Consider the following 23864-nt stretch of genomic DNA (forward strand, 5'->3'; position numbering starts at 1 on the left):
ATTTTAAGAAAAACCTTACTTTATTCGATGAATGCTGAAAGTTTGATCCATCGCAGATTATGATTAATTCATTTCTAATTGGATCAAAATACCATTAGCTTACTGCTTGATTTAGAACGATCCTATTATTTTAAACCATGAAAAAGCTAACCAAAATTTTAAAGCCACTTTTTGCGATGGCATTGGCTGTCCTTTTTACTGCAAGCACGATCACTTCATGTACCGGAGGGAAACAATCCGAAGGAGATGAAGATCAAACGGAAGAAGCTGCTGAGGAATCAGCGGAAGAACACCCATCCGGTGAGCATCCGAGTGGGGATGAAGCAGCATCTGACAGTACAGCGACCGAATCAGATACAGCGACCGAAGAGGATAGTGAATAATCCTCTTTTAACTAGAGGTATTTCGCTTTCTAATAAACGAGAATGTTGTCTTCACGGTGGCAAATTCTCCGTTTATTTCTAGCAAGGGATAAGCAAGAAAAGGGATTGGGCCTGAGGCGGGTCCCGGGCTAAATTCCAGATTTCGTCCTTTGCTTAACTCAATTCTATTGGCGGGATGATGTCCGAAGTAATAGGTAGCCAGAGGGGTGTACTTGTTTGCTTCGCTAATATCTACTGGCCACCATTTGCCCTCGGCATAAAATTCCGCCCAACAGTGATAGCCATTCACTCCACCTTCATCTCTTTCTGATGGGATAGAGGCTCCTACTGCAAACCGTGCTGGAATTCCTACAGACCTTGCTAGTGCGATAAATAAGGAATGAAACTCTGTACAGTTTCCAGATTTACTATCACAGGCATAGTTGGCATCACCGGTACCATAGGTGCCCTGTTTTGCATACCTCATATTGTCAATGATGTAATCGTAAAGTGCTCTTGCTTCTGTGAGTGGTGTATTTGCATTTCTTTCTGCGATGGTTTCCTGTGCGATGGTTGCAAATCGATCGGTTAATGGGATCAGGGGTGTACTGCCCAGGTACTGATCCAGATTAATTTTATCATCACGGTACGGGTTTTTCTCCTCACGGATAAGGTCATAGGTCACTGTTATCTTTTGGTTGCTATGCTCAGGAATTAGTTCTACAAATAGGATTTCGTTACCGTTTTCTGCCTCCCTAATAATTTGATAATCTGCAGGGCTATTTATTTCACGAGAGTTTATTTGCTGAAACCGATCACTTTGTGCCAGGGGTAGCCATAGCCGGGATTTTTCTGTGATTTCAGATAGGATCACTTCATAAGTGAAGGTAAACCGATCCTGCCCTTCGATGACTCCAAGGAGGTCGTTGGATGCATTTTTAACTGGAACCGTAAACCAGGTTTTGTCTTTCGCCTGCTTCCATGTGTAATATGGTTTACCGTTGAGCTTGTGTAGGTTGGTGCGTGTCACTTCCATGCTATCAGCTGTTCCTTTCAGGAAGAAGTCAACATCGTAGACATCACCATCCGCAGTGGCCAGGTCAACACATGCAAAAAATTCATTAGGGCCAAGTACGGATAAATACTCCGTATGCACTCGCACCAGTTTAAGGCTCAGTGCCGAAGTATCTCCCTTGTAATTGAAATAGCCATCATTGGATGTCACTTCCCTTTCAATATGCGCTCGAATACCACGATCAACATCCTGGATGCTTACCTTTTTTATCTGATTCGATTGATGTTGGGTTTTATCAGGAGATGTGCATCCTCCAAAGATGAAAACAAAGCAATATAAGTTGAGCGCATAAAAGAATATACTCTTCATAGGAATTGGGTCAAACGTTTCCATGAAGGAAAAAGTAAACAATCCTGATGCTATTGAGAAATTTTTATATTCGCTTTGATATGGATACCTATAAAAATGCGCATAAGTGGTTGTTGATACCCTTTGCGATCGCAATCATTGGCTTTTTACCGTCCTATTATTTGCAATTCGCCAATGCTAAGTTTGGTCACCACATTCATGGATTATCGGCTACTTTTTGGTATGCTATTGTGATTTATCAACCTTATTTGATTAGAAAAAAGGAAATCCAAAAACATAAAAAGTATGGGGTTTTAGGAGTATTTCTTGCAGGAATGGTCGTTGCTTCTGGTTTGGCAATGATACCAGGTAACATATCAGGCGCTATGGCTCAGGAAGCCAGTGGTCAGCTATCTCAGATTGCTCCGCCTTTTTTTCTTTATGGGGTTTCACTATTCGATTTTGTAGCTATTGCAGGATTTGGTGTAAGTGTGATTATCGCTATAAAAAAGTCCAGGAATGTTGATGATCATGCCTTATGGATGATTTCTACCGTATTCTGGGCATTGATGCCGGCTCTTGCCAGAATGGCGCTGATTCCATTGGTTTTTTTGGATAACATCACCCACTTTGCAAATATGGCTATGCTTACCACACCTCTCATCATTTTGTCATTGGTAGTGGTAATGTTTAGAGTTAAAAAGGCTCATCCAGCATTAATTGCTGCAGGAATTGCAAATTTGTTATCCTTTGTCATAATCCCATTAGGAAAGGCTGATTGGTGGATATCTTTTGTACAAACTTTTTTTAAATCCTGATAGTATTTGATTTTGTAAGTTATCGAGTCATAAAAACTTTTAAGGTAGATGACTTATTCATAAACTTCTATTTCTTTCCATGCTTGTGCTTGAATGCTTAAAGACTGGTTCCTCACTACTGTTTAATTCATAGAAAAAAAGAATCAGCGATATCTTATTATTTCATGAAACACTATGATTGACCTGTATAAATATACGTCCATCTAACAATTTTGCTGCTATATATCAAGCAGCAATCATCTTCTGGACATAATCGTTGCTCAGGGTTTGATGTTGTCCAAAGACATTGAGATTCATTGTCGCATTGCTATCTGAGAAAAACCCATTGATTGCATCGTACATTTCTATTTTGCTCAGTCGCCCATCTCGGTTGATGTCCAGCTGTTTAAAAGCATTGATGATATTCCCACGCTTCAGTCCAAGAATTTGGTAAAGGCTTTCAAACTCATCAAAATCAATGAAGCCATCTTTATTGTGGTCGCACAGGTCAAACAGAAACCTCACTGCCGACGCTGAAAACCATCGAATAAAGTAAGACTTTTCCTCACCCTCATTTGAACGTTTGATAATCCGAACCCATTCATGTACGGTGATTTTACGTCCCTTACCATCTGATTCCATTAGCAGACGATCAAAGTTCTTGATGGTCATGTATCGGAGATAATTCTTCTCTGCATTGCTAAAGAGACCTTTGCGACAATCATACAGGCGATCCAGTAACTCGTCAAAGTCTCTTGGCTCCAGCACTCCGTCCCGGTTGCTGTCCAGTACGTAGAAAAAGAAAATCCACTTTTTTATGGTGTCTTCGAGTAGCACGATTGATGATTTACATTGCCTAATCTATCAAAGAGAAGTCAAATCTTAAGACCTTTTTAGTCCAATTGCCAAAATTAGCCCACTATAGGATCAAAGATTTCGTTCTATCATTTTTTATAGAGAGTTCATCATCAAGTAATGGACTTAACGCCTTTTGATTACCTTTAATTAAACATCGACAAGCGAATGAGTAATCAAAGTAATAAGGCTGCAGTGATCATTGTTGTCATTATAGTGGTGCTGGCAGGATCAATGGGTGTCTGGTATTTCGGATTTTATAAACCAGAACAGGAGGCTAAAGAACAAGCACGACAGGAGCAACTAGCAAAACAAGAGGCAGAGAAAAAGCAACAAGAAGAAGCAGCACGAAGAAAAACCAGATATGATCAACTGATTGTAGATGCGGATGCCGCGTTTGATCAGGAAAACTGGGTATCTGCTCAATCTCTTTATTCTGAAGCTTCTTCATTGTTTCCCAATCAGGCTTATCCTCAGGATCGGCTGACCTTTGTCAATGAGAAACTGGATGAAATAGCGGCAATGGAGGCCAGGAGGGAGGCTGGAGTTATTGAGACCATCTCCTCACCAACCGGTCGATTCTATGTGATTGTTTCCAGCAGTATAGATGATGATCTGGCCATGGATTATGCTCGAAAACTTTCCCAGGAAGGAAATGATGTCAAACTCGTTCAGCATAATTATAATGAGCTTCCTTTTCATGGGGTTTCCGTGGCTGACTATGATAGCTGGGCCCAGGCAGAGGCTGCATTGAATTCCAATACGGGTTTCACAGGTAATGCCTGGGTGCTCAAGTATTGAGGTATATCTAACCACACATCAAGGGATTCTCTTCCGAATAGTCTTTTGAATTCCAAAGCTTCAAACCATAGTCTGACAGGAGTCTATATATGAATAGCTGATTTAGAAATGCAATGGGATGCGGCTTCACTTTCATTTATTTTTTTTTCTAAACCTTAAAACAAACTATAAACGACTTTTAAACAAAGTCAAACTTTTGGTTTCATCAGATCTTTGTCTCACAAAATTTGAAACAAGAGAGAAATGAAAAGTTATAACCAATTTGGCAAAAGTGGATGGACTCCTGAAAGAATAGGTGATCTGGCAGGAAAAGCGTACGTCATTACTGGTACTACAAGCGGAACAGGATTTGAAGCTGCTAAGATCTTGCTATCCAAGGGCGCTAAGGTGGTCATGCTTAACCGCAATCCTAAAAAATCAGAGGATGTCATAGCAACTTATAAGAATGAGTTGGGGGACAATATCGAGGTATCGTATATCACTGTTGATTTAGGAAATTTAGCTTCAGTAAGAAAAGCGGCTGATGAGGTGCTTAAAACTGTCCCCCGTATTGATGCCTTAATGCTTAATGCCGCTATAGCTCAAGTGCCAAAGCAAGTGATTACGGAAGATGGGTTTGAGAGTCAGATGGGCACCAACCACTATGGCAATTTCCTGTTGCAAGCCTTGTTGTTCCCACTAATTGAAAAATCCAAAGGTCGTATAGTGACCGTGGGAAGTATGGGACACAATTTAGGTCTGAAAACCATCAAATTCGACGACATTAACTGGGATAGAGACTATAATGGTAATGCTGCGTATAGCCAAAGCAAATTAGCCCAGATCATGACAGTCTATGAACTGCAAGATCGATTGGAAAAGGCAGGTAAGACAGATATAAAAACCTACGCATGTCACCCTGGTGCTTCCAGAACGTCTTTGATCAGAACAAGCGGTAGCTTAATGACACGCTTCATTTGGCAACTCATGAAATTGTCTCCAATGGTACAGTCAGCTGAAAAAGGCTCGTACCCAGAATTGATGTGTGCTACCGAAGAGAACTTAGACCAGAAAGGTTTTTACGGGCCTACAGGTCGAAATTTTTGGACAGGCCCTGTTGGTGAGCACAAATTAGAGCCACATGCAAAAGATAAAGAAGTATCAAAGAAATTGTGGGATGTGTCTGAAAAGGCGATCGGACAAAAGTTTGAAGTGTAATTGAAATGGATTGAAGGGTGCTCTGCCATCAACTTATCAGGGCATCCGATAATTAGCTATATTCTGTGAATATGGAAGTACCCAACGCAACCGATAAAGGCAAGGTCTTTATGACGTGTACCATTGATGAACAGTACACATGGGAGAATGTACACCCTCAGCACATTCTTGCTTACATCTATTCTGGAGAGTTGACAATCACTTATGGACAACAAACCTTGACATTTGTGAAGGGAGACACGCTTTTGGTTCCTAAAAATCAGCTATCCAGAAGTGTGAAAGCTCCGGTTGATGGTGAGCCTTTTAAATGTGTATCGATGGCACTTCCGGAGGAGCAACTGAGGGAATTTTATCAAAACCGCTCAACGCTGGGTTCCTGGTCGGACAATGTTTTAAAAGAAAGACCTATCCGTCCACATCCATTATTGGAAGGATTTTTTGGGTCACTGCATACCTATTTTGAGATGCAGGATGAACTTTCCGAAAAACTGGTGCCAATCAAAGTCAAAGAAGCATTGGTAATCATAGATGAGGTGGACAAACGAGCTAGCTCTATTTTGGGTACTTTTAGTGAGATCGGCAAAATTGACCTGCAGAAGTATATGGAGGAGCACTACATGTACAATCTACCGCTAGAAAAGTTTGCTTATTTGACTGGTCGGAGTTTAACCACATTCAAATCAGACTTTAAAAAAATGTTTAATCAAACTCCAGGGAAGTGGCTCATGGAAAAAAGGCTCAATCTGGCACATCATAAGCTGACCAAGGAAAGACAAAAAGCTACTGCAGTATATCTTTCAGCAGGTTTTGAGAACCTATCTCATTTTTCATTTGCCTTTAAGAAAGCATTTGGGTACAGCCCAAGTAGCATAATGAATCAACAATCATCAACAAGATAAATATCAAAGATATGGAACTATTAAAAGCATCTCAGGAGTGGGCCAGAGCGGAGGTTTTCTCCACGCGATTCTTCATCATTTTCGCTGTTCTGTTTTTAGCCGCCAGTGCAGGGTTTTGGCAGTTGGGAAAAACCGAACTAGCCAGAGCATATATCATCCCAATGTTGGTTGCAGGAGTACTACTAATGACCATTGGGTTGGGCTTATTTTTTACGAACAAGGCCAGAATAACGCAATTTGAAAAGGCCTACCATCAGGATATTTCGGCTTTTGCAGCATCAGAAGTTGCAAGGGCGGAAAGCACGCTGAAAGAATACACAGTTGTTCTCAAGGTTGTTCCAATGATCATCGTTGTGGCGGCTTTGCTGATCATTTTTATCAATACGCCAACGTGGAGAGCAATCGGCATTACCACCATTGCGATGATGGTTGTCATTTTGTTGGTGGATGGCACGGCTCATGCAAGAATTGAAGCTTATTATGAGCAATTGTTGTCAATACAAGGAGTATAAGACGCCAACTTTTAAAACTAGGTATCGCTTACTTTAGACTATTTTGGCTTACTTTTCTGCCGTCTCATTTCTGCACTATCCCAATGATGGTCGTCATCGATGATACCCCGTTTAAGGTCGTCTTCGAGTAATTTTTCCTGCTGCTGAATCTCTTCCCTTGCCTGGAAGATATATTCTTCCGTGTCTTTCGGCTGATCTGCCATACGACGTAAGCTCTCCTCGTCGTATTTGATGAAATTCTGTGCCTGCCTTAATATGCTGTACTTCCGGAAGCCCATGTGAGCTAGTACATCACCTGCCAGTTTCACAGAAGACTCGAGCGACTCCCTGTAAACATGCTGAACACCCATATTGAGCAACTCATAGGCATCATACCTTCCTTTGGCTCTGGCCATGATCTTCACGTGCGGATACTTTTCTTTAACCAGTTCGACCAGTGTGAGCGTGGTGTCCGGATTGTCAACGGCACTAATAAGCAATTCAGCTTCTTCAATACCCGCCGACTCCAACAGGTCTGGTCGTGTTGCATCACCATAATACACTTCAAATCCCATCTTTCTGAGTAGATCTACCCGGTTAGAGTCATGATCAAGAATAGTGGCTTCAATACCATGCGAACGCAGGAACCTGCCAACGGTACTTCCAAAATGACCAAACCCAACCAGGATGGTCTTGTGGGAACGTGCAATATGATCCATGGTTCGTTCTTCAGATTCTCTGGTGCCAATTCTTGGGAGGATAAGTCTCTCATTGATCATCCCAAGAATAGGCGCCAATGTCATAGATACAGCTGTGACTACCAGCATCATATCTAGCTGTTCGCGATCCAGGATGTTGAGCTGAAACGCAAAGGAGAGGAGCACAAACGCAAACTCTCCAACTTGTGCCAAACCCACAGCAAGCAGCAGACGCTGATCCATCTTAAGTCTAAAAAGAGCTGCTACACCAAAGATGACCACCGCCTTCAACAGGATGACGCCCAGCACGAGCCCACTGATCATGATCGGATTATCGGCGATGATAATAAAGTTGATGGAGGCACCTACTGCCATAAAGAACAACCCTAACAGTAGCCCCTTGAATGGCTCGAGGTTACTCTCCAGTTCATGCTTAAATTCACTGGTTGCCAATACCACCCCTCCAAGAAATGCACCTAATGCCGGGCTGAGACCTACCAGCTCCATTACCAGCGCAAGACCTAACACAATGATCAGTGCGGATGCTGAAAGCAACTCTCGCACCTTAGCCTTGGCCACCAGCCTGAGCATTGGGACGAAGAGGTATCTACCTGCGAGTATGACGAGCACGACTGAAAGAATGACAGCAAAGCCTTGTACACCAATAGGCAAGTCCTCTAAAAGGTAAGTCTGGAGCTCTCCTTCATGACCAGCAGTCCCAATGTCTGATACATCTTTACTTGATAGTAGCGGGATAATCGCTAGCATGGGGATAACGATGATATCCTGGAACAACAGAATGGAAAAAGAAGCAGCTCCATAATTTGTTTCCATTAATCCTTTTTCTTTTAGCGTTTGCAGGACAATTGCTGTGGACGAGAGCACGACTGCCATGGAGATGACCAATGATACTTTCCAGTCGTACCCGTAATAACTGAATGCGACGTAGGAGAGGGTCAAGGTGGCAATAAGCTGCGCACCACCCATCCCCACGATGCTTTTTCGCATTTTCCAGAAGCTCTTCGGTTCGATCTCAAGCCCAATAAGAAAAAGCATGATCACGACACCAAATTCTGCAAAGTGCAGGATGTCATCGCCTTCTTCCCCAACAAACCCAAGCACATAAGGGCCAATCAAAATGCCAGCCATCAGGTAGCCCAAAACCGAGCTCAAACCAAATCGTTTGGCGATGGGAACGCAGATGATTGCTCCCGCAAGAAAGATGATTGCCTGAAAGAGGATGCTGCCACTCATTTTATGTCTTTGTTTTGGAGTTGAAGCACCTGGTTGAAGAAGGTGTATTTGTTTAGATGAGATTCCTTGATGCCCTCAAGCAACAGGTCGATGGTAGTTGCATAAGCTTCCGTGTAATCTTCCAGATCCTGATCCGGTAGGCTGTGCGTACCCATCACAACAAAGGGTGGTAAGTATTCCATCCCACACAATCGTGCGGTTTGTTCAAACGGACGCAGGAATTCGTTGACCGGATAGTTGTTCGTGCCCTCTGCGCAATAGACTTGTTTAGTCCCTCCGGTAGTTATAACACTCATCACCTGCTTTCCTTCCAGGGCATTGCCTTCTGGACCATAGGCCCATTTGTATTCCAATACCACATCGATCCATTGTTTAAGGAGTGGGGGACAGCTGTACCAATAAAAGGGATGGTGCCAGATGATGATGTCGTGATTTTCCAGCAGGCTTTTCTCCATCACCACATCGATATTGAAGTCTGGATATTGCTCATACAGATCATGAAAGGTGACACCTTCCTTTCTTCTGACTTTTTCGATCAGTGCCTTGTTGACTCGAGATCGTTCGAACCTGGGGTGAGCGAAGAGGAGGAGTATTTTAGGCATGTTAGGATTTTGATTAAATACGCGTGGTTTATTACATCTTGAATAAAGCTAACACTCTTTTGTGAAGGCAATGATATGGGTGTGGTTCTGCATGGATATTTTATACTGTCCTAATACATACAATTGTTATTGCTTTTCGTTTGCAGGTGTTATGCTACTTTCATTCGTAATTGTTGTTTCGTTTTGGAATAGTAAATCAAATCCATCTTTTGATTCATTGATTTAAAAGAGTTTGCGTTGCAGAAATCAAGTTTTCAATTTTAGATGGATTATACACGTCAGGATGCGCATCGCCATAGCTTCCCTGGTCATTGTCAAAGTACTTCCCTGTGATCCCTTGATGGTTATCAGAAACAGCTAAATCAAACAGAATTTGGGCACCCTTGTCAGCTGGAGACCAGGAATTCCCGAAGGCCTCCAACGCCATTTTGGTGTTTAAAAGCGATCCTGGGTTTACGGCAATTACGTTTATATCAGGCTCTTGGAGTGCCAGATGAAAGCTCCACATGGTGAGAGCCAGCTTGCTCTGTGCATACGCCTGCTGTTCGGAGACTGTTTTATTCCCCGCCAGTACATCCAAGTTTACAGGTGCTTGCGCGGCAGATGAGAGATTCACAACTCTTGGTTTATCCGCTTGCTTTAAGAGAGATAAGAGTTCTTCTGTCAATAGAACGGGCGCCAGATAGTTGACCACCATGCGTAGATCCAGTCCATCTGTATTGGTCGCAGTGGGCGTGTTGTAAACGCCCGCATTGTTGATTAGCACATCCAATACGTCTATTTGGCCGATAATCTCTTTTTCCAGCTGCTTCACCTGATTGAGGTCAGATAAGTCCGCTACAAATCCTGAGATGTTCTTATTGCCTGAGGTTGCTTTCACTTCTGAAATGATCTTACTCAGCTTGTCCATGCTTCTGCCATGCAGGTAAACCTGATGTCCGGCTCTAGCCAACTCGATGGCGGCCAATTTGCCAATACCGTCCGTACTTCCTGTAATGAGTATTTTCTTCATGATTGTAATTCTTTTGTTTTTGAATGAATGGGGGCAAGCACTTTGTCAGCCAGTTTATTTAGTGTCGCTTCCATTGGCATACTATTGAAGCGAAGGTTGATAGCCACGTGGTTAACACCAATTTCTTCCAACTGCTGAAAATAGTCCAGTAAATAGTTGGCACCTATTTTGAATCCCAGCTGTATGGGTTGTGGTTTGGCATCATCATTTGCCTCTAAAACCACATATAGGGGTTGCATAAATGGTTTGTCGTGATCAAAATCCTTTGCAATCATTTCCCTCCATTGGCGGATAGTGTCATTCTGTTGATATAGGTTTTTGGGATAAGTCATCCAGCCGTCGGCATGTTTCGCATTCCATTCCAAAGTTTGCCGACTACTTCCTGTGATCAACAATGGGATTTTGCTTCCTTGTGCTTTGGGTAGCATATCCATATGCCCGTTTACTTTCCCAAATTGATTGTCAAAATCAGGAAAATCCTCCTGCACTTTTCTGATGTATTCAAAGGCCTCCCTGAATTGTTCGCCACGGCTTTCAAAGTCAATACCCATGGCCGGATATTCATCAGGCCGATCACCTGACGCCACACCAAGGATCATTCTTCCACCAGAAAGCTGATCAATGGATGTAGCCGCCTTGGCCACATGCAAGGGGTGGTGCAGGGGTAGGGCTATGCTGGAGATGCCCAATGCTATTTCTGACGTTTGCCCCGCCAGAAAACCTAAATACGTGAAAGGATCGAACAACTGTCCGGCATCTCCAAATGAAGGTACATTAAAAGGGATGTCCCGTATCCACAAAGCCTTGAATCCCAAAGACTCAACGAGCTTTACTTTTTCCAGGTGATCATTCATGGTTGGGATGGGGCCATTGAGATAATGTTCTATTGGAATTACGATCCCAACACTGAGCTTACCCGTCTGGAAAACGCTGTTGAATCCCCGGTTTATTTGTTCGAAAGGCTTCATTTGGATAAGTATTTTGGTCAATTAAATCATTGACAGAACCTCAGATTCAGGGAGTCTTGATTTGGGAAGATGTGCATTGAAATCTTCTTCCTTATGATAACCTAAAGACACTACCGAAAGGGCCGTAAATCCTCTTTCCCGAAGGCCAAATTCTTTATCGAGAATTTTCACATCCACACCTTCCATTGGAAGTGCATCTATCCCCAGTGTGGCAGCTCCCAATAGCAGGCTGCCATAGTTGAGGTAAACCTGCTTTTCCATCCAGTGAGACAAATCCTTGAGGTCATACTTATGGATATCTACAAACATTTTTCGACCCTGATGTTGTCGTTCTTTGATAGCTGATTCAGCAAACCGGCCGTCTTCATCTTCTTTTTCAAGAATGTGTTGAAGGTAATTCTCATCGATATCCACGCGTGAGCAAATCACGATCACATGAGAAGCATTCAGTATTTTGGCTTTATTGAAGCCAAACATCCCTTCAGTACTTTTGGCTATTCGCTCTTTTCCTTCCTGATCGTGTGCAATGAGAAAATGCCATGGCTGGGCATTAGTGCTTGATGGACTTAGCCGCAACAAGGCTTTGATTTGTTCAAAGTCTTCGTCAGCAATCTTCTTTTCAGGATCAAACTCCTTGGTTGAATATCTGTTTCTTAAAATTTCTATTAGGTTCATTTTACTCTTATTTGCTATCGTTTTTTAATGATTATTTCTCAAAATGTATTCTGATTTATTACTGCAAATCCGATGTGGATATTTCCTGTTTGTTTATCCACAAAGAATTCACGATCTTCAGCTGTGCCATTACACGTGGTGGGCGAACAAAAAAGTGACCCGCCGGCCAGTCGAATGTTATGGCCGTTTTCGGAACGTGTAATATCCCAGACGTTCCCTATGAGGTTTACCTCTTCGGCTTCAGAAATGGGTGAATTATAGCTGGTTACAATCCTTCGTTTGTCTCCCTTTACTAATTCCCAGTATTGTTCGTAGGTAGGAAGCTTTTTGCCGGACCATTTACAATAGGCCATCGCATCATTATAGCTTACTTGTGTAACCGGAAGATTCTTAGATGAGGGGGCATGGAGTCCATCAGGCGTTTTCCAATTGGCACCATTCACTGTGACGAAATTGAACACATCTTTTTGTACAATCGACCAGCCATACTTCTCCGCATCGGTGATGTATCCCGTTTCAGAAACAAATTCATGAAACTGCTGATAGGTCACTACTTCAATGGCTCTTTTTGAAGTTGATTGTGAACATCCAAAGAATTGCGTACTTACTATAATTAGTACTGTAATTTTTATGCAATACATCTTCACTTTCATTGATTTTTTAAGTCGGTTAATGCGAACCACCTCGCTTGGCATTCTTCACAAGTTGCTTTAGGACATCATAATCATCCGGAACAGGGATTACCCCATTTTCTTCCTGATAGATATCGTAAGCGGCCTTTAGTTGCTCGACCATTGCAGGTTGTTCCGAGATTAGGTTGTGCATTTCCGATGGGTCTTTTACTATATTGTAGAGTTCCCATTCTCCGGTTCCTTTGGTTTTTGGATTATATACCAGCTTGTATTCTCCCTTGAAGACCGCTTTGCTTCCTGCCAGCTCATAACCTATGATCTCATCTTCATGATGCACTGCTTTTGTCTTTCCAGTTAATGAATTCCACATACTTTTCCCTGTGATCGGAAAGATCTGTTTTCCATTGTAGGTATTGGAATCTGTAGCAACACCCGCGATTTCGAGCATGGTAGGAGCAATGTCTTTCACAAAAGCAAATTCACTGGTGACCTGCCCAGCCTGAATAGATTTTGGATACCAGGCGACAAACGGCACTCTCAATCCACCCTCGGTAGAAAACATCTTGTAATAGCTGTTTGGTGTGTTTGATGCTGCTGCCCAGTTTGGCCCATAGTCTGAAAAAGATCCCTTTTGTCCTACAGCGGAATAATCTCCATCATAGTCTTCCATGGTTGAGTAGGTGTAGTGCTCTTTATACCACGCTTTAAATGAAGGGTTCTTGGACAATTGATTGGGGTCCGCTCCATTATCCGAAAGGAAAATGATTACGGTATTATCATATTCACCTATGCGTTTCAAATACGCTAACAGTCTTCCGATATTATGATCCATATTGTCTGCCATTCCAGCGTAGGCCTGCATTCTTCTGGCATTAAATTCCTTCTCTTCGTCCGTTAGCACCTCCCAATCGGACAGCTGCCAGCCAGCCTCAGAGGTGGCTTCATTTTCAAAATTCAGGGTGACTTCAGGAGATACAATACCCAATTCCTTTTGCTTTTCTAAGCGTTGGATTCGGGCTTCTTTCCAGCCGTTGGTGTAGACACCATTATACTTGTCTATAAACTCTTTAGGAGCCTGGTGTGGATAATGTACGGCCTGGTAGGCCACATAAGCAAAAAATGGCTTTCCGTCTTCCTTACCCGCATCGATGTAACTCATTATTTTATCAGTGTAGTAGTCGGAGGAAAAATAGTTTTCCGTAGGAAGCTGAACTTGCTTGTGGTCTTCAAAATAATGAACGGTTTTATTCAATGGGAAATAAGGTTGCTCGACCCAATTATCCGCCCCACTTTCCATTAGCGCAAAGGATCGCTCAAACCCTTTGGCGTAAGGAATGGTTGTTTGGGATTTACCTAAATGCCATTTGCCGGCCATGTAGGTGTGATATCCACCATCTTTCAAACGAGTAGCCACTGTGACAACATTATTGTTTAGGTAGCCTTCATAACCCGGCTGCCCAAATTGATTGTCAGCCTGAATCTCAGTTAAGTTGCCAATGCCAGCCCTGTGATTGTCAACACCCGTCATAAGCATGGTGCGTGATGGGGAGCATGCAGCGCCTACATGAAAGTTGGTAAACTGAATGCCTTCTGTGGCTAATTGATCGATGTTTGGTGTATTTATTTCACTACCATAAACACCAATGTCTCCGTACCCCATATCATCTGCCAATACCAGCAGAATATTGGGTTTATCTTTATTGATTACCTCTTCAGTTCTTCTGCTTGGACTACATCCGGTCAGGAATGCTAGTAAAGCTAAAGTGCCAGTTTTGATTGTGTTCATACTTATGTTTTTAAAGCTTAATATGTTGTCTTAATCTCAAAATCCCCCTTGGATCGAATGTAGATCATGGATTCACTGTCGGTGGCTAGCTGATGAGAAGCATTCCCTTTTGAACCAAAGTAGCTGCCCGGTTCCAGTTGCTGGCTTTCATACTTGATTGTTCCCTGAATAACGACTGACTTGAAATCATCAGCCTTACTAATAATACTGCCTTTAAACCCAGCAGGTAGTTTTACTAAAGTGGTCTCCAATTCACTAGACGAATCATTCCAAAGGCGAGCCATATAGACCGCTTTGTTTTTCACCCATGTGATTTCATCACCTCTGATCCAGGGCATGTTTGATACTTCCATGTTAATTGGTCGCTCTCCATTATCAAAGGCTTCATCAGTTGGCTTCACCAAATAGGGGCCATCCTGAATTTCGATATATGCCATATTAAAATCCCCCGCTGCAGAAGTAATATGTGCTTCACCTGCTGGTTGGGTCCAGTATGAACCCGCTGGCATCCATAAATTGACAGCATTCGGGTCATCATTGTGCACCTCACCACTCAACACAATGCCTCGGTAAGTAACGTTATGAATATGTGGGGGGGAGCTAAAGCCTTTTTTGAATTGTACCAAAAATCCAGTTGCGCCTTCTTTGCTACGATCACCCCATATGTTTCCAGCTTTCGGACTGTTGTCTCCTCTCGCAGGGTTTAGTGGCGTCCATTGAATGTCAGAAGCCAGAACCAGCTCTTTATTGGCTGTCTACAAAAAATCGGTAAAAAGTACAACAGGTTGATATTCAATAACTTATATATTTCTTCTGCTTACTACTTTTAAGCCACTACCTTATATTTCAATAAATTCTCCAAATCAAACATCTTTGAGGGCTCACTTATTATGTCGAGATCATACTCTCCGTGTATATTTATATGCTTCCATGATATTACATGGTTTGAAGAAATTGCATTTATTACCTCTAAAGCCTGCTTCTCATTCATTGCAGATAGTCTCTTTGTAAGTTCTAGGTAATTCCAAAGGACAATTACATTTTGGATTAAGGTTCTACAACCAAGGGCTATTTCCTGCTCTGACTTCTCACCAACTCTAAACTCCTGATTATCACCAAACCAAACATCCTTAGCGAACTTATGCCACAGTTCCCCTTTGTTAAGTTGCTTCTGCATTCTAGATCTTAGATCCGATTCATCGTAGTATTTAAGAAGAAATAGAGATTTATGTATTCGCCCCAATTCTTTAAGTGCCTTATATAATGGGTGACTTTGAGAGTAAGAACTCAGCCTTCTAAGTATAACTGAAGCTTTAACATGTTTGATTTTGATGGATACTAGTAATCTTAATATGTTATCCCATTGATCTTCAATGATTTTGACATTTATATATTTAGAATTGTCGGGAAGAATTCGATAGCCTTTATTTTCATAATGCCCCCTCTTTCTATTCTTGAATGTGTACATAATTTGATCCCCAGCAATTCGAGGCGCAAACACAATACCAATTGAGTAGCATATGCCACAGAGTATTTCCGTATAGCCATGCGTATCTGTGCTATGGATCGTACTTTCTACTTCTTCATTATCTAGTAATCCATCAATAACATATGTAGCCTCCCTCTCTGTTGGACTTATAATAGTATCATAAAATACTCGACTATACTCATCGATAAAGCTATAGGCTGTCACTCCTTTACCTCTACCAAAGTACTTATATGAATGACTTGCATGTATCGAAGGAACAGATACTCCAAATTTTTGCCCGTCACTTGATGTATGTAACTCGTCAACGGAAGCCTTAAAGTGCTGGGGTACAGAAAGCTTATCTATAACACTTAAAATGCGATTTCTTGCTTCGTTAATATTTTCTTTCGAAAAATACCAACGAGCTGTGTTCTCAAGTTTTTCTGCATTTAGTCCATGGGTTATTCGACCCATTTTCCTAACACCAATATTACAACCTAATCCAATTATTGCAGCAAATATCACCTGCACCTCAGGAGTTTCATGACCACCTTTCATAGCAAAATGTGTAAAGCATTCTGTAAAATCAGTCGCATCCTGAATGTCTGAAAGAACCTTTACTAATGGGACTACTTCATCCTTGTTTAGGAGGTTGTCAATTATCTCTGATCCTAAATCCTCAGCCTTGTCATTGGTCACAAAAGGCTTTCCATTCTTCCTAAACTTCAAGTTATCATTCTCAGAAAGGTTTTGATTTGTTTTCTCATACTGTTCATCCAATTTTTTTTCGAGTGATATTATTACATCAGTAAAGTCTCTTAAATGTGACAAGTTTACTTTTTCTAAAAGGTATTCTTTATCCCTCTCCCAGGTTTCATCATCAATCATATAATCATTGATAGATCTGTAATCATTGGAGTACTTTAGATTTAGTGATCCCGATTTGATATGGAATGCTGATTCATTGAATAAGAGCGATCTGTAAATCTTATTATTTATTTGGCTGCTACTGTGAGTTTGGACGTACTTACCCTGACTAGAGTTAAGGAATCCTATTGGTGCACTAGATCCTAAGTTTCCATCTTTATATTGAAAGTGTTCAACAGCTCGGTAGATCTCTTTCTCAGAAGTTTTACCATCAAACTTCAATGAAAGAACAATATCCTTTAATCTTCTAGCAAGCTTGATTGAACCCTCTTCTACTTTAGAGTAGAACATTTCATCTTTCAATTTAGTAGATACTGTAAGCTCAAGTTGTTCGAGCTCCTTTTTAATTGTTTCTACCACATCGGGACGACTTCTTATTACATTGAGTGCCGCGACAATTCGTTCTTCTGCAGAAGATCTGTTCTCAATCAGAATAGATTCTACTTCCTTTAGTTTATCCGACCTACTAATACTTCTTATCAGTCTATTTTTGGATTCACTGACATGTTTTGCTGGTGTAGTTTTTTGTTCTAGGAAATCCTTACTTACTTGGCTATTTATATCTGAAATGAATTTTCTTGTGGTCTTTATCAATATTTCGACAAACAAATCCTGCCTCATTCGATATTGATATACAATTAGTGAAAGTAGATATAAGTACTTTTTTGATTTATCCTGCATCGAATTGAACTGGGGTTGCTCAGCAATAATCATCCATTTGGCATAGTAGTTAACCAATGCGTCGGTGATTTCTACATTTTGAAACAAAGACTCAAATCGGGTAAATACTTCCTCAATTATCTTGAATTGGATAATGTCTTCTCTAATTTTGGAAACCTTTAGATCTTGATTGGGTTTCTTCAGAGTGGTTATTAAATATGGATTGCTAGGGCTTATATCACCTTCACCAACAGGTAGTTGAATAAAATCTTCTAGATATTCCTTATCCTCTTCAGAAAGCAAATCATTTAACCGATCAATAAAGCTCTGTTCAACTTGATTTAATGATTGAGTAATAATGGAAGCGATAGCTCCGTAAAGTGGAATTTCAATCTTTTCATTAAGCAAATAGTTAACTAAGTAGTAAAAGATCTGCTTTGGCTTAAGAGCTTTATTAACTAGACTAATAGCTTCCTCGGAAATCTTTTCGCGATTTTCCTTAAACTCCTGAAATCCGTAGTAATCAAGTATCTGCCTCTTATGGCTAAGCCTCGTAGCCTTTTTATACCAGTCCCCTCCTTGATTTAAATAGTCTGAAGGATTTAAGCCTAAGAGAGTGCAACAAAAAATAAGATCCTCTTTGTGAAATCTTTCTGGGAGGAAGAACTTGTAACTACTTAAAAAGTATCCTCTTTGAAGAATGAAACCCAATAAGGCATTCTTCTGAGTAAAATCATCGGGATTCCTTCCAAGTAAGTTTAATTCGAAATAGTTTCCTTTCTCTTTTTTAGAGATAGTTCCAGGTGAGTTAAATTCTTCAATTTCAGAATTTCTTAAAATTTTAATGTAAGCCATCTCATTAGAGATTTGTTGATACTCATCTAAGTTAAAGAATTAGTTGTTGAATTCATTTGATCCTTTACCTTCTTAATCGTGTTTGGTGAACACTTACATAATTTCTGAATCTCCCTAGATGAATAGCCTTTCGATAAATACTTCTGGATATCCATATGTTTTGAAAGAAACTTATCGACTGATTCCACTGATCCGATCTTTCTACCAGTAGTAAGTCCTTTTGCCTTCCGAGACCTTATTCCTGATTTGATTCTATAGCTCATTTGTTCACTTTCGAGCCTAGCCAGGTCTGCCATTATTGTGACTATCAATTTAGTAAATATTTCGCTGGACGAATCTGATTTGTTTATAGTTGTTCCCAGGTTATGTATATATATAGCTACTGATTTTTTTTTAAGTTCTTCAATAAGTCCGAGAACTTCATGAGTATTCCTTCCAAGTCTTGAAACTTCTGAGACCATGATACATTCAATGTTTTTAGAATCAACAAATGCTAATGCCTTCTGAAGAACTGGACGCTCATTGATAGAAACCGAAAATCCAGATATCTTTTCTGAGAAGACCTTAATAATCTCAAAGTCTTTGAGAGACTTCATATCGTTAACCTGTCTTAAGGTTGATTGATCCTTGGTTGAAACTCTTGTGTATAGAATTGCTTTCATGTTATCTTTTAAAGACTAGCTAAAATAGTATCTATTTTTAAAGCTAATGATAAAGGAATTGGTCAAACATCAAAAAAATGATAACATTATTTATTTAATAACATCTAATAAAGAAAATTATATATTATGAATACCAATTAATAAAGTACAAGAATGACAAACTGAGCCTACAATCTCCTTTTAATTTACGATTTTAAAATATATGTTTAGACATATTTTGTCTAAACTTTTAATTAGATTCACTTATTAATATTTAATTAATCAACACTTAAATCCAGAAAGAAATGAGTTTAAAAGAAAAAATTGAAGACCTGAATGAGATGATTTTGTCCGGACAAATGATGGAGGCTTTTGAAAAACACTACCATACCGATGTTTCTATGCAAGAAAATAGTCAACCACCGACAATTGGAAAAGATGCTAACAGGGAACGTGAAATTGAGTCAATGGGAAATATTGAAACATTCCATGGCGCAGAAGTAAAAAGTGTTGCGATTGGAGACGATGTGACTATGGTAGAATGGGAAATGGATGTGACCTATAAAGGAGCGCCTCGGATGACCATGTGCCAAGTAGCTGTCCAAAGGTGGCAGGATGGACAGATAATCCATGAACGATTTTATTATTCTTCTTAATATGAAAGAGCTTTCATATAGATATTCAACTTTTTACTTATAGCATGATTTGAAAACTATCTAAAACCAATAAACGATGAAAATGAAAACCAGATTGATCGCAAGCTTACTTATCCTAGGGCTATTTGCGTGTAACAATTCAAACAAAAATGAGTCTTCTGACTCTAGGGAACAAGTAGCAAATGAAGACACAGTCACCTCAGTTTCTTACGCAATTGACACAACCAGTTTTGTAAACTGGAAGGGTAGCATGATTGGCGTATATGCCCATGAAGGAACTATCGGCTTCAAAGAAGGATCACTCACAATTACAGGTGGCATTGTGTCTGAGGGTGCCTTTATCGTGGACATGTCATCAATGGTCACTACGGATGATGATGCGTTGTATGAAATGGCTCCTCGTGAAAAGTTGATCGGGCACCTTCAGTCTGATGACTTTTTTAGCGTAGAGACTTTTCCAACAGCGAGTTTTACGGTAAAAAGTGCCACAGAAGGTTCAATCACCGGAGATCTGACCATTAAAGGGGTAACAAATGAAGAGACGGTTACGAATGTTTCCATAGATGAAGACGGAGGAAAGCTAAGTGCAAGCGGAAATCTAACTTTTGACCGTCAGATCTATGGGATTTCATATAAAAACACAATGGGAGACATGGTCCTGGCAGATGAAATTGAGCTTCGCATTGAACTTTTAGCTACAAAAAAATAGTATCTAATCATTAGTTAATATGGAAACAAAACAATTATCAAAAAGCAGAAAGTTAACCAGCTGGATCATAGCTGGTTTATTAACATCTCTCTTCCTTTATAGCGCATCGGGCAAATTTATTGCCCCAGAAATGACAGAGATGTTTGAGGCATTTGGGTTATCAAAATGGATTACGATTATTGCCATTGGTGAAATAATTTCTACAATCCTTTTTCTCTTTCCCAAAACCAACATTTTTGGTTCATTCCTCTTGAGTTCATATATGGGAGGTGCCATAGTGGCACACATGAGTATTGGTGATTCTTTTCTAGTGCAATCTGTAGTCCTAATATTGGTTTGGGCTGTGGCTTTTTTGAGGAATCCAGAGCTATTGGCTAGTTTCAAAAATTAACATGAACATTGCAATTTTCGGAGCTACAGGAAGAACTGGCATTCATCTGGTAGATGAAGCCGTTTCTTTAGGCCATCATCCTGTTTGCCTGGTGCGTGACGAATCTTCTTCAAAACTATCTTCGAAGAAGTTGTCCATCATATCCGGGTCACCACTTGAATATGAAGATGTCTTGAAAACCATTGATGGTTGTGAGGCGGTATTTTGTGCGCTAAACATTGCTCGAGTATCTGATAATCCCTGGTCGAAAGTTGTTTCACCTCAGAACCTTTTAGAACAGTCCATGTCCAATATTGTGAGGGTAATGAAAGAGAAAGGGATTAAAAGGATATTGACTGTGTCTGCCTGGGGAGTGGCGGATAGCTATGAAGAAACCAACTGGATGTTTAAACTATTGATCAACAAAACCAATGTAGGCACTGCTTATAGGGGGCATGAGCAACAGGAAAAAATCCTGAAGGAGAGCGACCTGGAGTGGACGTCTGTGAGACCTGTCGGATTAACAAATAGTCTTAAACATAAACCAACACGTGTAAGCATAGATGGTTCAAAAAAACTTCGCATGACAATTGGAAGAAAGGACGTAGCTAAGTTTATGCTGAGTATCTTAAAAGATGAGCAATATTTTAAGAAAGCTCCTAGTATTTCAAACGATTAAGATGAGGGCAGCTCAGAAATTTTGATCTTTTTGAGCTGTCTTCTTTCATTTACTACATAATTGAATAGGACATTAAGCTTATGAATAAATTGGAATTAACCTCCTATAGGCCAGGAGAGAAACCCAAAACCACCCCCACAAACCCTCATACACAGTTAGATCAGCAGCCTGAGGATTTATCCTTTATAGAAGAGTTAAATAAATGGGCCTTTTCCCTCCCATATATCTCTAGGGAACAAAGCAGAATTTCGGTACCCGGAGCTCAAGCTATGTGCTTACCCCATGATAAAAGTTGTCAGCACTGCAATGCGTTTATGGTAGGTACTGAATTTGCGCATTTTCATCCCTATCCGGATTATAGCATGCACCTAAGTCTGCCAGAAAATGACGTAAAAGAAGTCATCTACAAGGGATGGGGTGAAATGCACCCTGTTGTGTACAAGGGTTGGCTTCCACCAAATTTCATTATGCTTTATGCTCCCAGAAACAATGAAGAATTGGAGGTAGCCAAAATCATCCTTACACAATCATATAATTTCGCCCTTGGGAATAATGATTAGTTAGATTAAAAAGACTTATAGTGAGATTAGAAGACGAAATAAAAAGTAGCTTTAGAAACGATTATCACAAGGCTCTTGTCAACCTATACTATACCAATAGTGTTATCGGGCAAAAATTTTTTAAGCTAATCAACAAGCATGGGTTAGCCACCCCGCAGTTCAACGTACTCAGAATTCTAAAAGGCCAGTATCCTAAGGCTGCCACTATTGGACTTATAAAAGAGAGAATGGTTGATAAAAACTCCGATGCTAGTAGAATTGTGGACAGGCTTCACAAAAAAGAGTTAATAAGTCGTACAGAGAGCCAAACTGACCGTAGACAAAAGGAAGTAATTATTACTCAAAGAGGATTGGATTTACTTAAGAAAATGTCTTTTTGCGAGGAACAGGAAGATGCTATCCTGTCTAATTTGAACACCCAAGAGGTTCAACAGCTAAACGCCCTGTTAGACAAGATCAGATCATAACACTATCATGGATCGGTCCACTTTTTTGAAACTATCAATTATAGGAACTATGGGTGCAACCACATACGGGTTAAAGGGATTTGCAAAGTCGATCCAAGATATGAAGCGTACTGGTCAAGTGTTACCTGTATTGTTTACATCTCACGGAAACCCAATGGATATACCAATACCAGCTTATGGGAATCCATTCACCTCCTATTTGGGAGATACTGGAAAGCAGATCAGGGAAAAATATAAAGTAAATGCTATTTTGGTCGTTTCCGCTCATTGGTGCACGAATGGTACCTACGTAAATACATCACCATGGCCTAAAACGCTTTATGACTATTATGGTTTCCCTGCAAACTATTATACCGAAAAGTATCCCGCACCGGGAGCACCAGAAATCGCAAAAGAGATAGCTTCCAATATTTCTACTATTAATGAAACTACAGACTGGGGTTTTGATCATGGCAACTGGCCCATGCTGAAGCATCTTTTTCCCAAAGCCGATGTTCCTGTTTTTCAATTGAGTATTGACTATTACAAGCCACCACAATATCATTATGATCTCGCATTACAGTTGAAGAAGTATCGAAAAAAAGGAGTGTTGATTATTGGAAGCGGTGCACTGGTACATAATCTTCAATTGGCGATGGCAAAAATGCAAAGGAGAGATACCAAACTATACGGTTGGGAAATGGAGTTTGACAGTTGGATTAAACAGCGAATTGATGCAAGGGACTTGAAAAGCATCATTAACTATGAAAAGAATAAACTGGGTCTGTTAGCAGCTCCGACACCTGATCATTATGTTCCGCTGATCTACTCAATGGCACTGACTGATAGTGGAGATGAAATTATACATACTTATTCAGAAATGCTTCCCGGATTTAGTAACAGAAGTTTTATAATCGAGGCAGTGGATACGTAATAGATTCAACCTTGATACCTTTTAATGACCAAGTTTTAACCTTTAATATTTTAAATAATGGAACAAAAGGAGATTTTCGATCTTCTAAAAAAAGGAATAGAAGATTTAATGCCGGCCAACAAGATTTTAGGGCTACAGATAGAGGAGTTAAAGGAAGGTTTCGCATTAATAAAAGTTCCCTTCAAAGATGAGTTCATCGGTGATTTTTTGCAAGAAAGATGGCATGGCGGCATACTTGCGTCCATAGCCGATACTGCAGGGGGAATTGCTGGAGCAACTATGCTCAGTGCTATGTCGGATAGAATTAATACAGTGGACATGCGCATAGACTATCTACATGGCGCTAAAAAGGGGGATGTAAAGGCGACTGCAAAAGTGATAAAGAATGGAAAGACCATTGTTAAAGTAGATATACAATTATTTCAAGATCAAGAAGATGATCCCATAGCCGTTGCACGATGTGTGTATAGTGTTTTAAAATCAAAATAGCTGGAAAAAGACTGAGAAATCGGGAGGTATTTTTTTAATTCAATATCTATTCTACTCCCTAGTAACGAAAGAACACAA

26 protein-coding genes are annotated in these 23864 nt (G+C 40.4%); 14 read left to right on the forward strand and 12 right to left on the reverse strand.

The genetic code is table 11. The features are described 5' to 3' along the window. Positions 1-137 precede the first annotated feature (137 nt). Positions 138-383, forward strand: coding sequence for a hypothetical protein (locus tag ACP14Y_RS18505; protein ID WP_424964382.1), 246 nt, complete (start codon positions 138-140; stop codon positions 381-383). A 7-nt stretch (positions 384-390) separates the two neighbouring features. Here the strand turns inward: ACP14Y_RS18505 and ACP14Y_RS18510 are convergent, their stop codons facing one another. After that, positions 391-1746 (reverse strand): transglutaminase-like domain-containing protein, encoded by a 1356-nt coding sequence (locus ACP14Y_RS18510; RefSeq protein ID WP_424964383.1) that lies wholly within the window; start codon positions 1744-1746, stop codon positions 391-393. A gap of 80 nt (positions 1747-1826) precedes the next feature. Here ACP14Y_RS18510 and ACP14Y_RS18515 point away from each other — a divergent pair, with 80 nt between their 5' ends. Further along, complete coding sequence (locus ACP14Y_RS18515; protein WP_424964384.1) at positions 1827-2543, forward strand: hypothetical protein; 717 nt, start codon at positions 1827-1829, stop codon at positions 2541-2543. Positions 2544-2768: 225 nt separating this feature from the next. Here ACP14Y_RS18515 and ACP14Y_RS18520 read toward each other — a convergent pair whose 3' ends face one another. Further along, positions 2769-3359: an EF-hand domain-containing protein gene (locus ACP14Y_RS18520; RefSeq protein ID WP_424964385.1), complete on the reverse strand. Its 591-nt coding sequence runs from the start codon at positions 3357-3359 to the stop codon at positions 2769-2771. A 186-nt stretch (positions 3360-3545) separates the two neighbouring features. Between ACP14Y_RS18520 and ACP14Y_RS18525 the strand changes: the two genes are divergently transcribed. The 4 genes from ACP14Y_RS18525 (at position 3546) to ACP14Y_RS18540 (ending at position 6786) form a co-directional block, all read left to right on the forward strand. Then, positions 3546-4178, forward strand: coding sequence for a hypothetical protein (locus ACP14Y_RS18525; RefSeq protein ID WP_424964386.1), 633 nt, complete (start codon positions 3546-3548; stop codon positions 4176-4178). Positions 4179-4421: 243 nt separating this feature from the next. Further along, complete coding sequence (locus ACP14Y_RS18530; RefSeq protein WP_424964387.1) at positions 4422-5375, forward strand: SDR family oxidoreductase; 954 nt, start codon at positions 4422-4424, stop codon at positions 5373-5375. A 71-nt stretch (positions 5376-5446) separates the two neighbouring features. Further along, complete coding sequence (locus ACP14Y_RS18535; RefSeq protein WP_424964388.1) at positions 5447-6274, forward strand: helix-turn-helix domain-containing protein; 828 nt, start codon at positions 5447-5449, stop codon at positions 6272-6274. 11 nt (positions 6275-6285) lie between these two features. After that, the gene (locus ACP14Y_RS18540) at positions 6286-6786 is read left to right on the forward strand and encodes a hypothetical protein (RefSeq protein WP_424964389.1); all 501 of its coding nucleotides are present in this window, start codon (positions 6286-6288) and stop codon (positions 6784-6786) included. 38 nt (positions 6787-6824) lie between these two features. Here ACP14Y_RS18540 and ACP14Y_RS18545 read toward each other — a convergent pair whose 3' ends face one another. The 10 genes from ACP14Y_RS18545 to ACP14Y_RS18590 form a co-directional block, all read right to left on the reverse strand. Beyond that, positions 6825-8717 (reverse strand): monovalent cation:proton antiporter-2 (CPA2) family protein, encoded by a 1893-nt coding sequence (locus ACP14Y_RS18545; protein WP_424964390.1) that lies wholly within the window; start codon positions 8715-8717, stop codon positions 6825-6827. Then, positions 8714-9319 carry an NAD(P)H-dependent oxidoreductase gene (locus tag ACP14Y_RS18550; RefSeq protein ID WP_424964391.1) on the reverse strand — a complete coding sequence of 202 codons (606 nt, stop codon included), beginning with the start codon at positions 9317-9319 and terminating at the stop codon, positions 8714-8716. The genes ACP14Y_RS18545 and ACP14Y_RS18550 overlap by 4 nt, the downstream gene beginning before the upstream one ends. Positions 9320-9533: 214 nt before the next feature. Next, positions 9534-10331, reverse strand: a complete 798-nt coding sequence (locus tag ACP14Y_RS18555; protein WP_424964392.1) for an SDR family NAD(P)-dependent oxidoreductase — start codon at positions 10329-10331, stop codon at positions 9534-9536. Beyond that, positions 10328-11299 (reverse strand): LLM class oxidoreductase, encoded by a 972-nt coding sequence (locus ACP14Y_RS18560; protein ID WP_424964393.1) that lies wholly within the window; start codon positions 11297-11299, stop codon positions 10328-10330. The genes ACP14Y_RS18555 and ACP14Y_RS18560 overlap by 4 nt, the downstream gene beginning before the upstream one ends. Before the next feature lie 21 nt (positions 11300-11320). Next, complete coding sequence (gene nfsB, locus ACP14Y_RS18565; protein WP_424964394.1) at positions 11321-11974, reverse strand: oxygen-insensitive NAD(P)H nitroreductase; 654 nt, start codon at positions 11972-11974, stop codon at positions 11321-11323. Positions 11975-12012: 38 nt separating this feature from the next. After that, entirely contained in the window at positions 12013-12615 is a 603-nt protein-coding gene (locus ACP14Y_RS18570; RefSeq protein WP_424964395.1) for an SUMF1/EgtB/PvdO family nonheme iron enzyme, read from the reverse strand. Positions 12616-12643: 28 nt separating this feature from the next. Further along, the gene (locus tag ACP14Y_RS18575; protein ID WP_424964396.1) at positions 12644-14392 is read right to left on the reverse strand and encodes an arylsulfatase; all 1749 of its coding nucleotides are present in this window, start codon (positions 14390-14392) and stop codon (positions 12644-12646) included. A gap of 17 nt (positions 14393-14409) precedes the next feature. Further along, positions 14410-15132, reverse strand: coding sequence for a DUF4437 domain-containing protein (locus ACP14Y_RS18580; protein WP_424964449.1), 723 nt, complete (start codon positions 15130-15132; stop codon positions 14410-14412). An 86-nt stretch (positions 15133-15218) separates the two neighbouring features. Next, complete coding sequence (locus ACP14Y_RS18585; protein WP_350206894.1) at positions 15219-18302, reverse strand: Tn3 family transposase; 3084 nt, start codon at positions 18300-18302, stop codon at positions 15219-15221. 26 nt (positions 18303-18328) lie between these two features. After that, positions 18329-18964, reverse strand: coding sequence for a recombinase family protein (locus ACP14Y_RS18590; RefSeq protein WP_350206893.1), 636 nt, complete (start codon positions 18962-18964; stop codon positions 18329-18331). A gap of 284 nt (positions 18965-19248) precedes the next feature. Between ACP14Y_RS18590 and ACP14Y_RS18595 the strand changes: the two genes are divergently transcribed. The 8 genes from ACP14Y_RS18595 to ACP14Y_RS18630 all read left to right on the forward strand — a co-directional run bounded on the left by ACP14Y_RS18595 (position 19249) and on the right by ACP14Y_RS18630 (position 23786). Beyond that, a complete protein-coding gene (locus ACP14Y_RS18595) occupies positions 19249-19599 on the forward strand; it encodes a SnoaL-like domain-containing protein (RefSeq protein ID WP_350206892.1) in 351 nt (116 codons plus the stop codon). 82 nt (positions 19600-19681) lie between these two features. Then, positions 19682-20308, forward strand: coding sequence for a YceI family protein (locus ACP14Y_RS18600; protein ID WP_350206891.1), 627 nt, complete (start codon positions 19682-19684; stop codon positions 20306-20308). Between the two features lie 19 nt (positions 20309-20327). Next, on the forward strand, positions 20328-20699 hold the full coding sequence (locus tag ACP14Y_RS18605; protein ID WP_350206890.1) for a DoxX family protein: 372 nt from the start codon (positions 20328-20330) through the stop codon (positions 20697-20699). 1 nt (position 20700) lies between these two features. Further along, positions 20701-21357, forward strand: a complete 657-nt coding sequence (locus ACP14Y_RS18610; RefSeq protein ID WP_350206889.1) for an NAD(P)-dependent oxidoreductase — start codon at positions 20701-20703, stop codon at positions 21355-21357. Positions 21358-21437: 80 nt separating this feature from the next. Then, positions 21438-21917 carry a phospholipase gene (locus tag ACP14Y_RS18615; RefSeq protein WP_350206888.1) on the forward strand — a complete coding sequence of 160 codons (480 nt, stop codon included), beginning with the start codon at positions 21438-21440 and terminating at the stop codon, positions 21915-21917. Between the two features lie 20 nt (positions 21918-21937). Continuing rightward, complete coding sequence (locus ACP14Y_RS18620; protein ID WP_350206887.1) at positions 21938-22384, forward strand: MarR family winged helix-turn-helix transcriptional regulator; 447 nt, start codon at positions 21938-21940, stop codon at positions 22382-22384. A gap of 49 nt (positions 22385-22433) precedes the next feature. Beyond that, the gene (locus tag ACP14Y_RS18625) at positions 22434-23297 is read left to right on the forward strand and encodes a class III extradiol ring-cleavage dioxygenase (RefSeq protein ID WP_350206886.1); all 864 of its coding nucleotides are present in this window, start codon (positions 22434-22436) and stop codon (positions 23295-23297) included. Positions 23298-23354: 57 nt separating this feature from the next. Further along, positions 23355-23786 carry a PaaI family thioesterase gene (locus tag ACP14Y_RS18630; protein WP_424964398.1) on the forward strand — a complete coding sequence of 144 codons (432 nt, stop codon included), beginning with the start codon at positions 23355-23357 and terminating at the stop codon, positions 23784-23786. Positions 23787-23864 lie beyond the last annotated feature (78 nt).

The organism is Ekhidna sp., assembly GCF_965247405.1.
Lineage (GTDB): Bacteria > Bacteroidota > Bacteroidia > Cytophagales > Cyclobacteriaceae > Ekhidna.

Bases quoted from the DNA above. Each gene is read 5' to 3' on its own strand.
- ACP14Y_RS18505 (WP_424964382.1), top strand. From the start codon at position 138: ATGAAAAAGCTAACCAAAATTTTAAAGCCACTTTTTGCGATGGCATTG.
- ACP14Y_RS18510 (WP_424964383.1), bottom strand. From the start codon at position 1,746: ATGAAGAGTATATTCTTTTATGCGCTCAACTTATATTGCTTTGTTTTC.
- ACP14Y_RS18515 (WP_424964384.1), top strand. From the start codon at position 1,827: ATGGATACCTATAAAAATGCGCATAAGTGGTTGTTGATACCCTTTGCG.
- ACP14Y_RS18525 (WP_424964386.1), top strand. From the start codon at position 3,546: ATGAGTAATCAAAGTAATAAGGCTGCAGTGATCATTGTTGTCATTATA.
- ACP14Y_RS18530 (WP_424964387.1), top strand. From the start codon at position 4,422: ATGAAAAGTTATAACCAATTTGGCAAAAGTGGATGGACTCCTGAAAGA.
- ACP14Y_RS18535 (WP_424964388.1), top strand. From the start codon at position 5,447: ATGGAAGTACCCAACGCAACCGATAAAGGCAAGGTCTTTATGACGTGT.
- ACP14Y_RS18540 (WP_424964389.1), top strand. From the start codon at position 6,286: ATGGAACTATTAAAAGCATCTCAGGAGTGGGCCAGAGCGGAGGTTTTC.
- ACP14Y_RS18545 (WP_424964390.1), bottom strand. From the start codon at position 8,717: ATGAGTGGCAGCATCCTCTTTCAGGCAATCATCTTTCTTGCGGGAGCA.
- ACP14Y_RS18550 (WP_424964391.1), bottom strand. From the start codon at position 9,319: ATGCCTAAAATACTCCTCCTCTTCGCTCACCCCAGGTTCGAACGATCT.
- ACP14Y_RS18555 (WP_424964392.1), bottom strand. From the start codon at position 10,331: ATGAAGAAAATACTCATTACAGGAAGTACGGACGGTATTGGCAAATTG.
- ACP14Y_RS18560 (WP_424964393.1), bottom strand. From the start codon at position 11,299: ATGAAGCCTTTCGAACAAATAAACCGGGGATTCAACAGCGTTTTCCAG.
- nfsB (WP_424964394.1), bottom strand. From the start codon at position 11,974: ATGAACCTAATAGAAATTTTAAGAAACAGATATTCAACCAAGGAGTTT.
- ACP14Y_RS18570 (WP_424964395.1), bottom strand. From the start codon at position 12,615: ATGTATTGCATAAAAATTACAGTACTAATTATAGTAAGTACGCAATTC.
- ACP14Y_RS18575 (WP_424964396.1), bottom strand. From the start codon at position 14,392: ATGAACACAATCAAAACTGGCACTTTAGCTTTACTAGCATTCCTGACC.
- ACP14Y_RS18585 (WP_350206894.1), bottom strand. From the start codon at position 18,302: ATGGCTTACATTAAAATTTTAAGAAATTCTGAAATTGAAGAATTTAAC.
- ACP14Y_RS18590 (WP_350206893.1), bottom strand. From the start codon at position 18,964: ATGAAAGCAATTCTATACACAAGAGTTTCAACCAAGGATCAATCAACC.
- ACP14Y_RS18595 (WP_350206892.1), top strand. From the start codon at position 19,249: ATGAGTTTAAAAGAAAAAATTGAAGACCTGAATGAGATGATTTTGTCC.
- ACP14Y_RS18600 (WP_350206891.1), top strand. From the start codon at position 19,682: ATGAAAACCAGATTGATCGCAAGCTTACTTATCCTAGGGCTATTTGCG.
- ACP14Y_RS18605 (WP_350206890.1), top strand. From the start codon at position 20,328: ATGGAAACAAAACAATTATCAAAAAGCAGAAAGTTAACCAGCTGGATC.
- ACP14Y_RS18610 (WP_350206889.1), top strand. From the start codon at position 20,701: ATGAACATTGCAATTTTCGGAGCTACAGGAAGAACTGGCATTCATCTG.
- ACP14Y_RS18615 (WP_350206888.1), top strand. From the start codon at position 21,438: ATGAATAAATTGGAATTAACCTCCTATAGGCCAGGAGAGAAACCCAAA.
- ACP14Y_RS18625 (WP_350206886.1), top strand. From the start codon at position 22,434: ATGGGTGCAACCACATACGGGTTAAAGGGATTTGCAAAGTCGATCCAA.
- ACP14Y_RS18630 (WP_424964398.1), top strand. From the start codon at position 23,355: ATGGAACAAAAGGAGATTTTCGATCTTCTAAAAAAAGGAATAGAAGAT.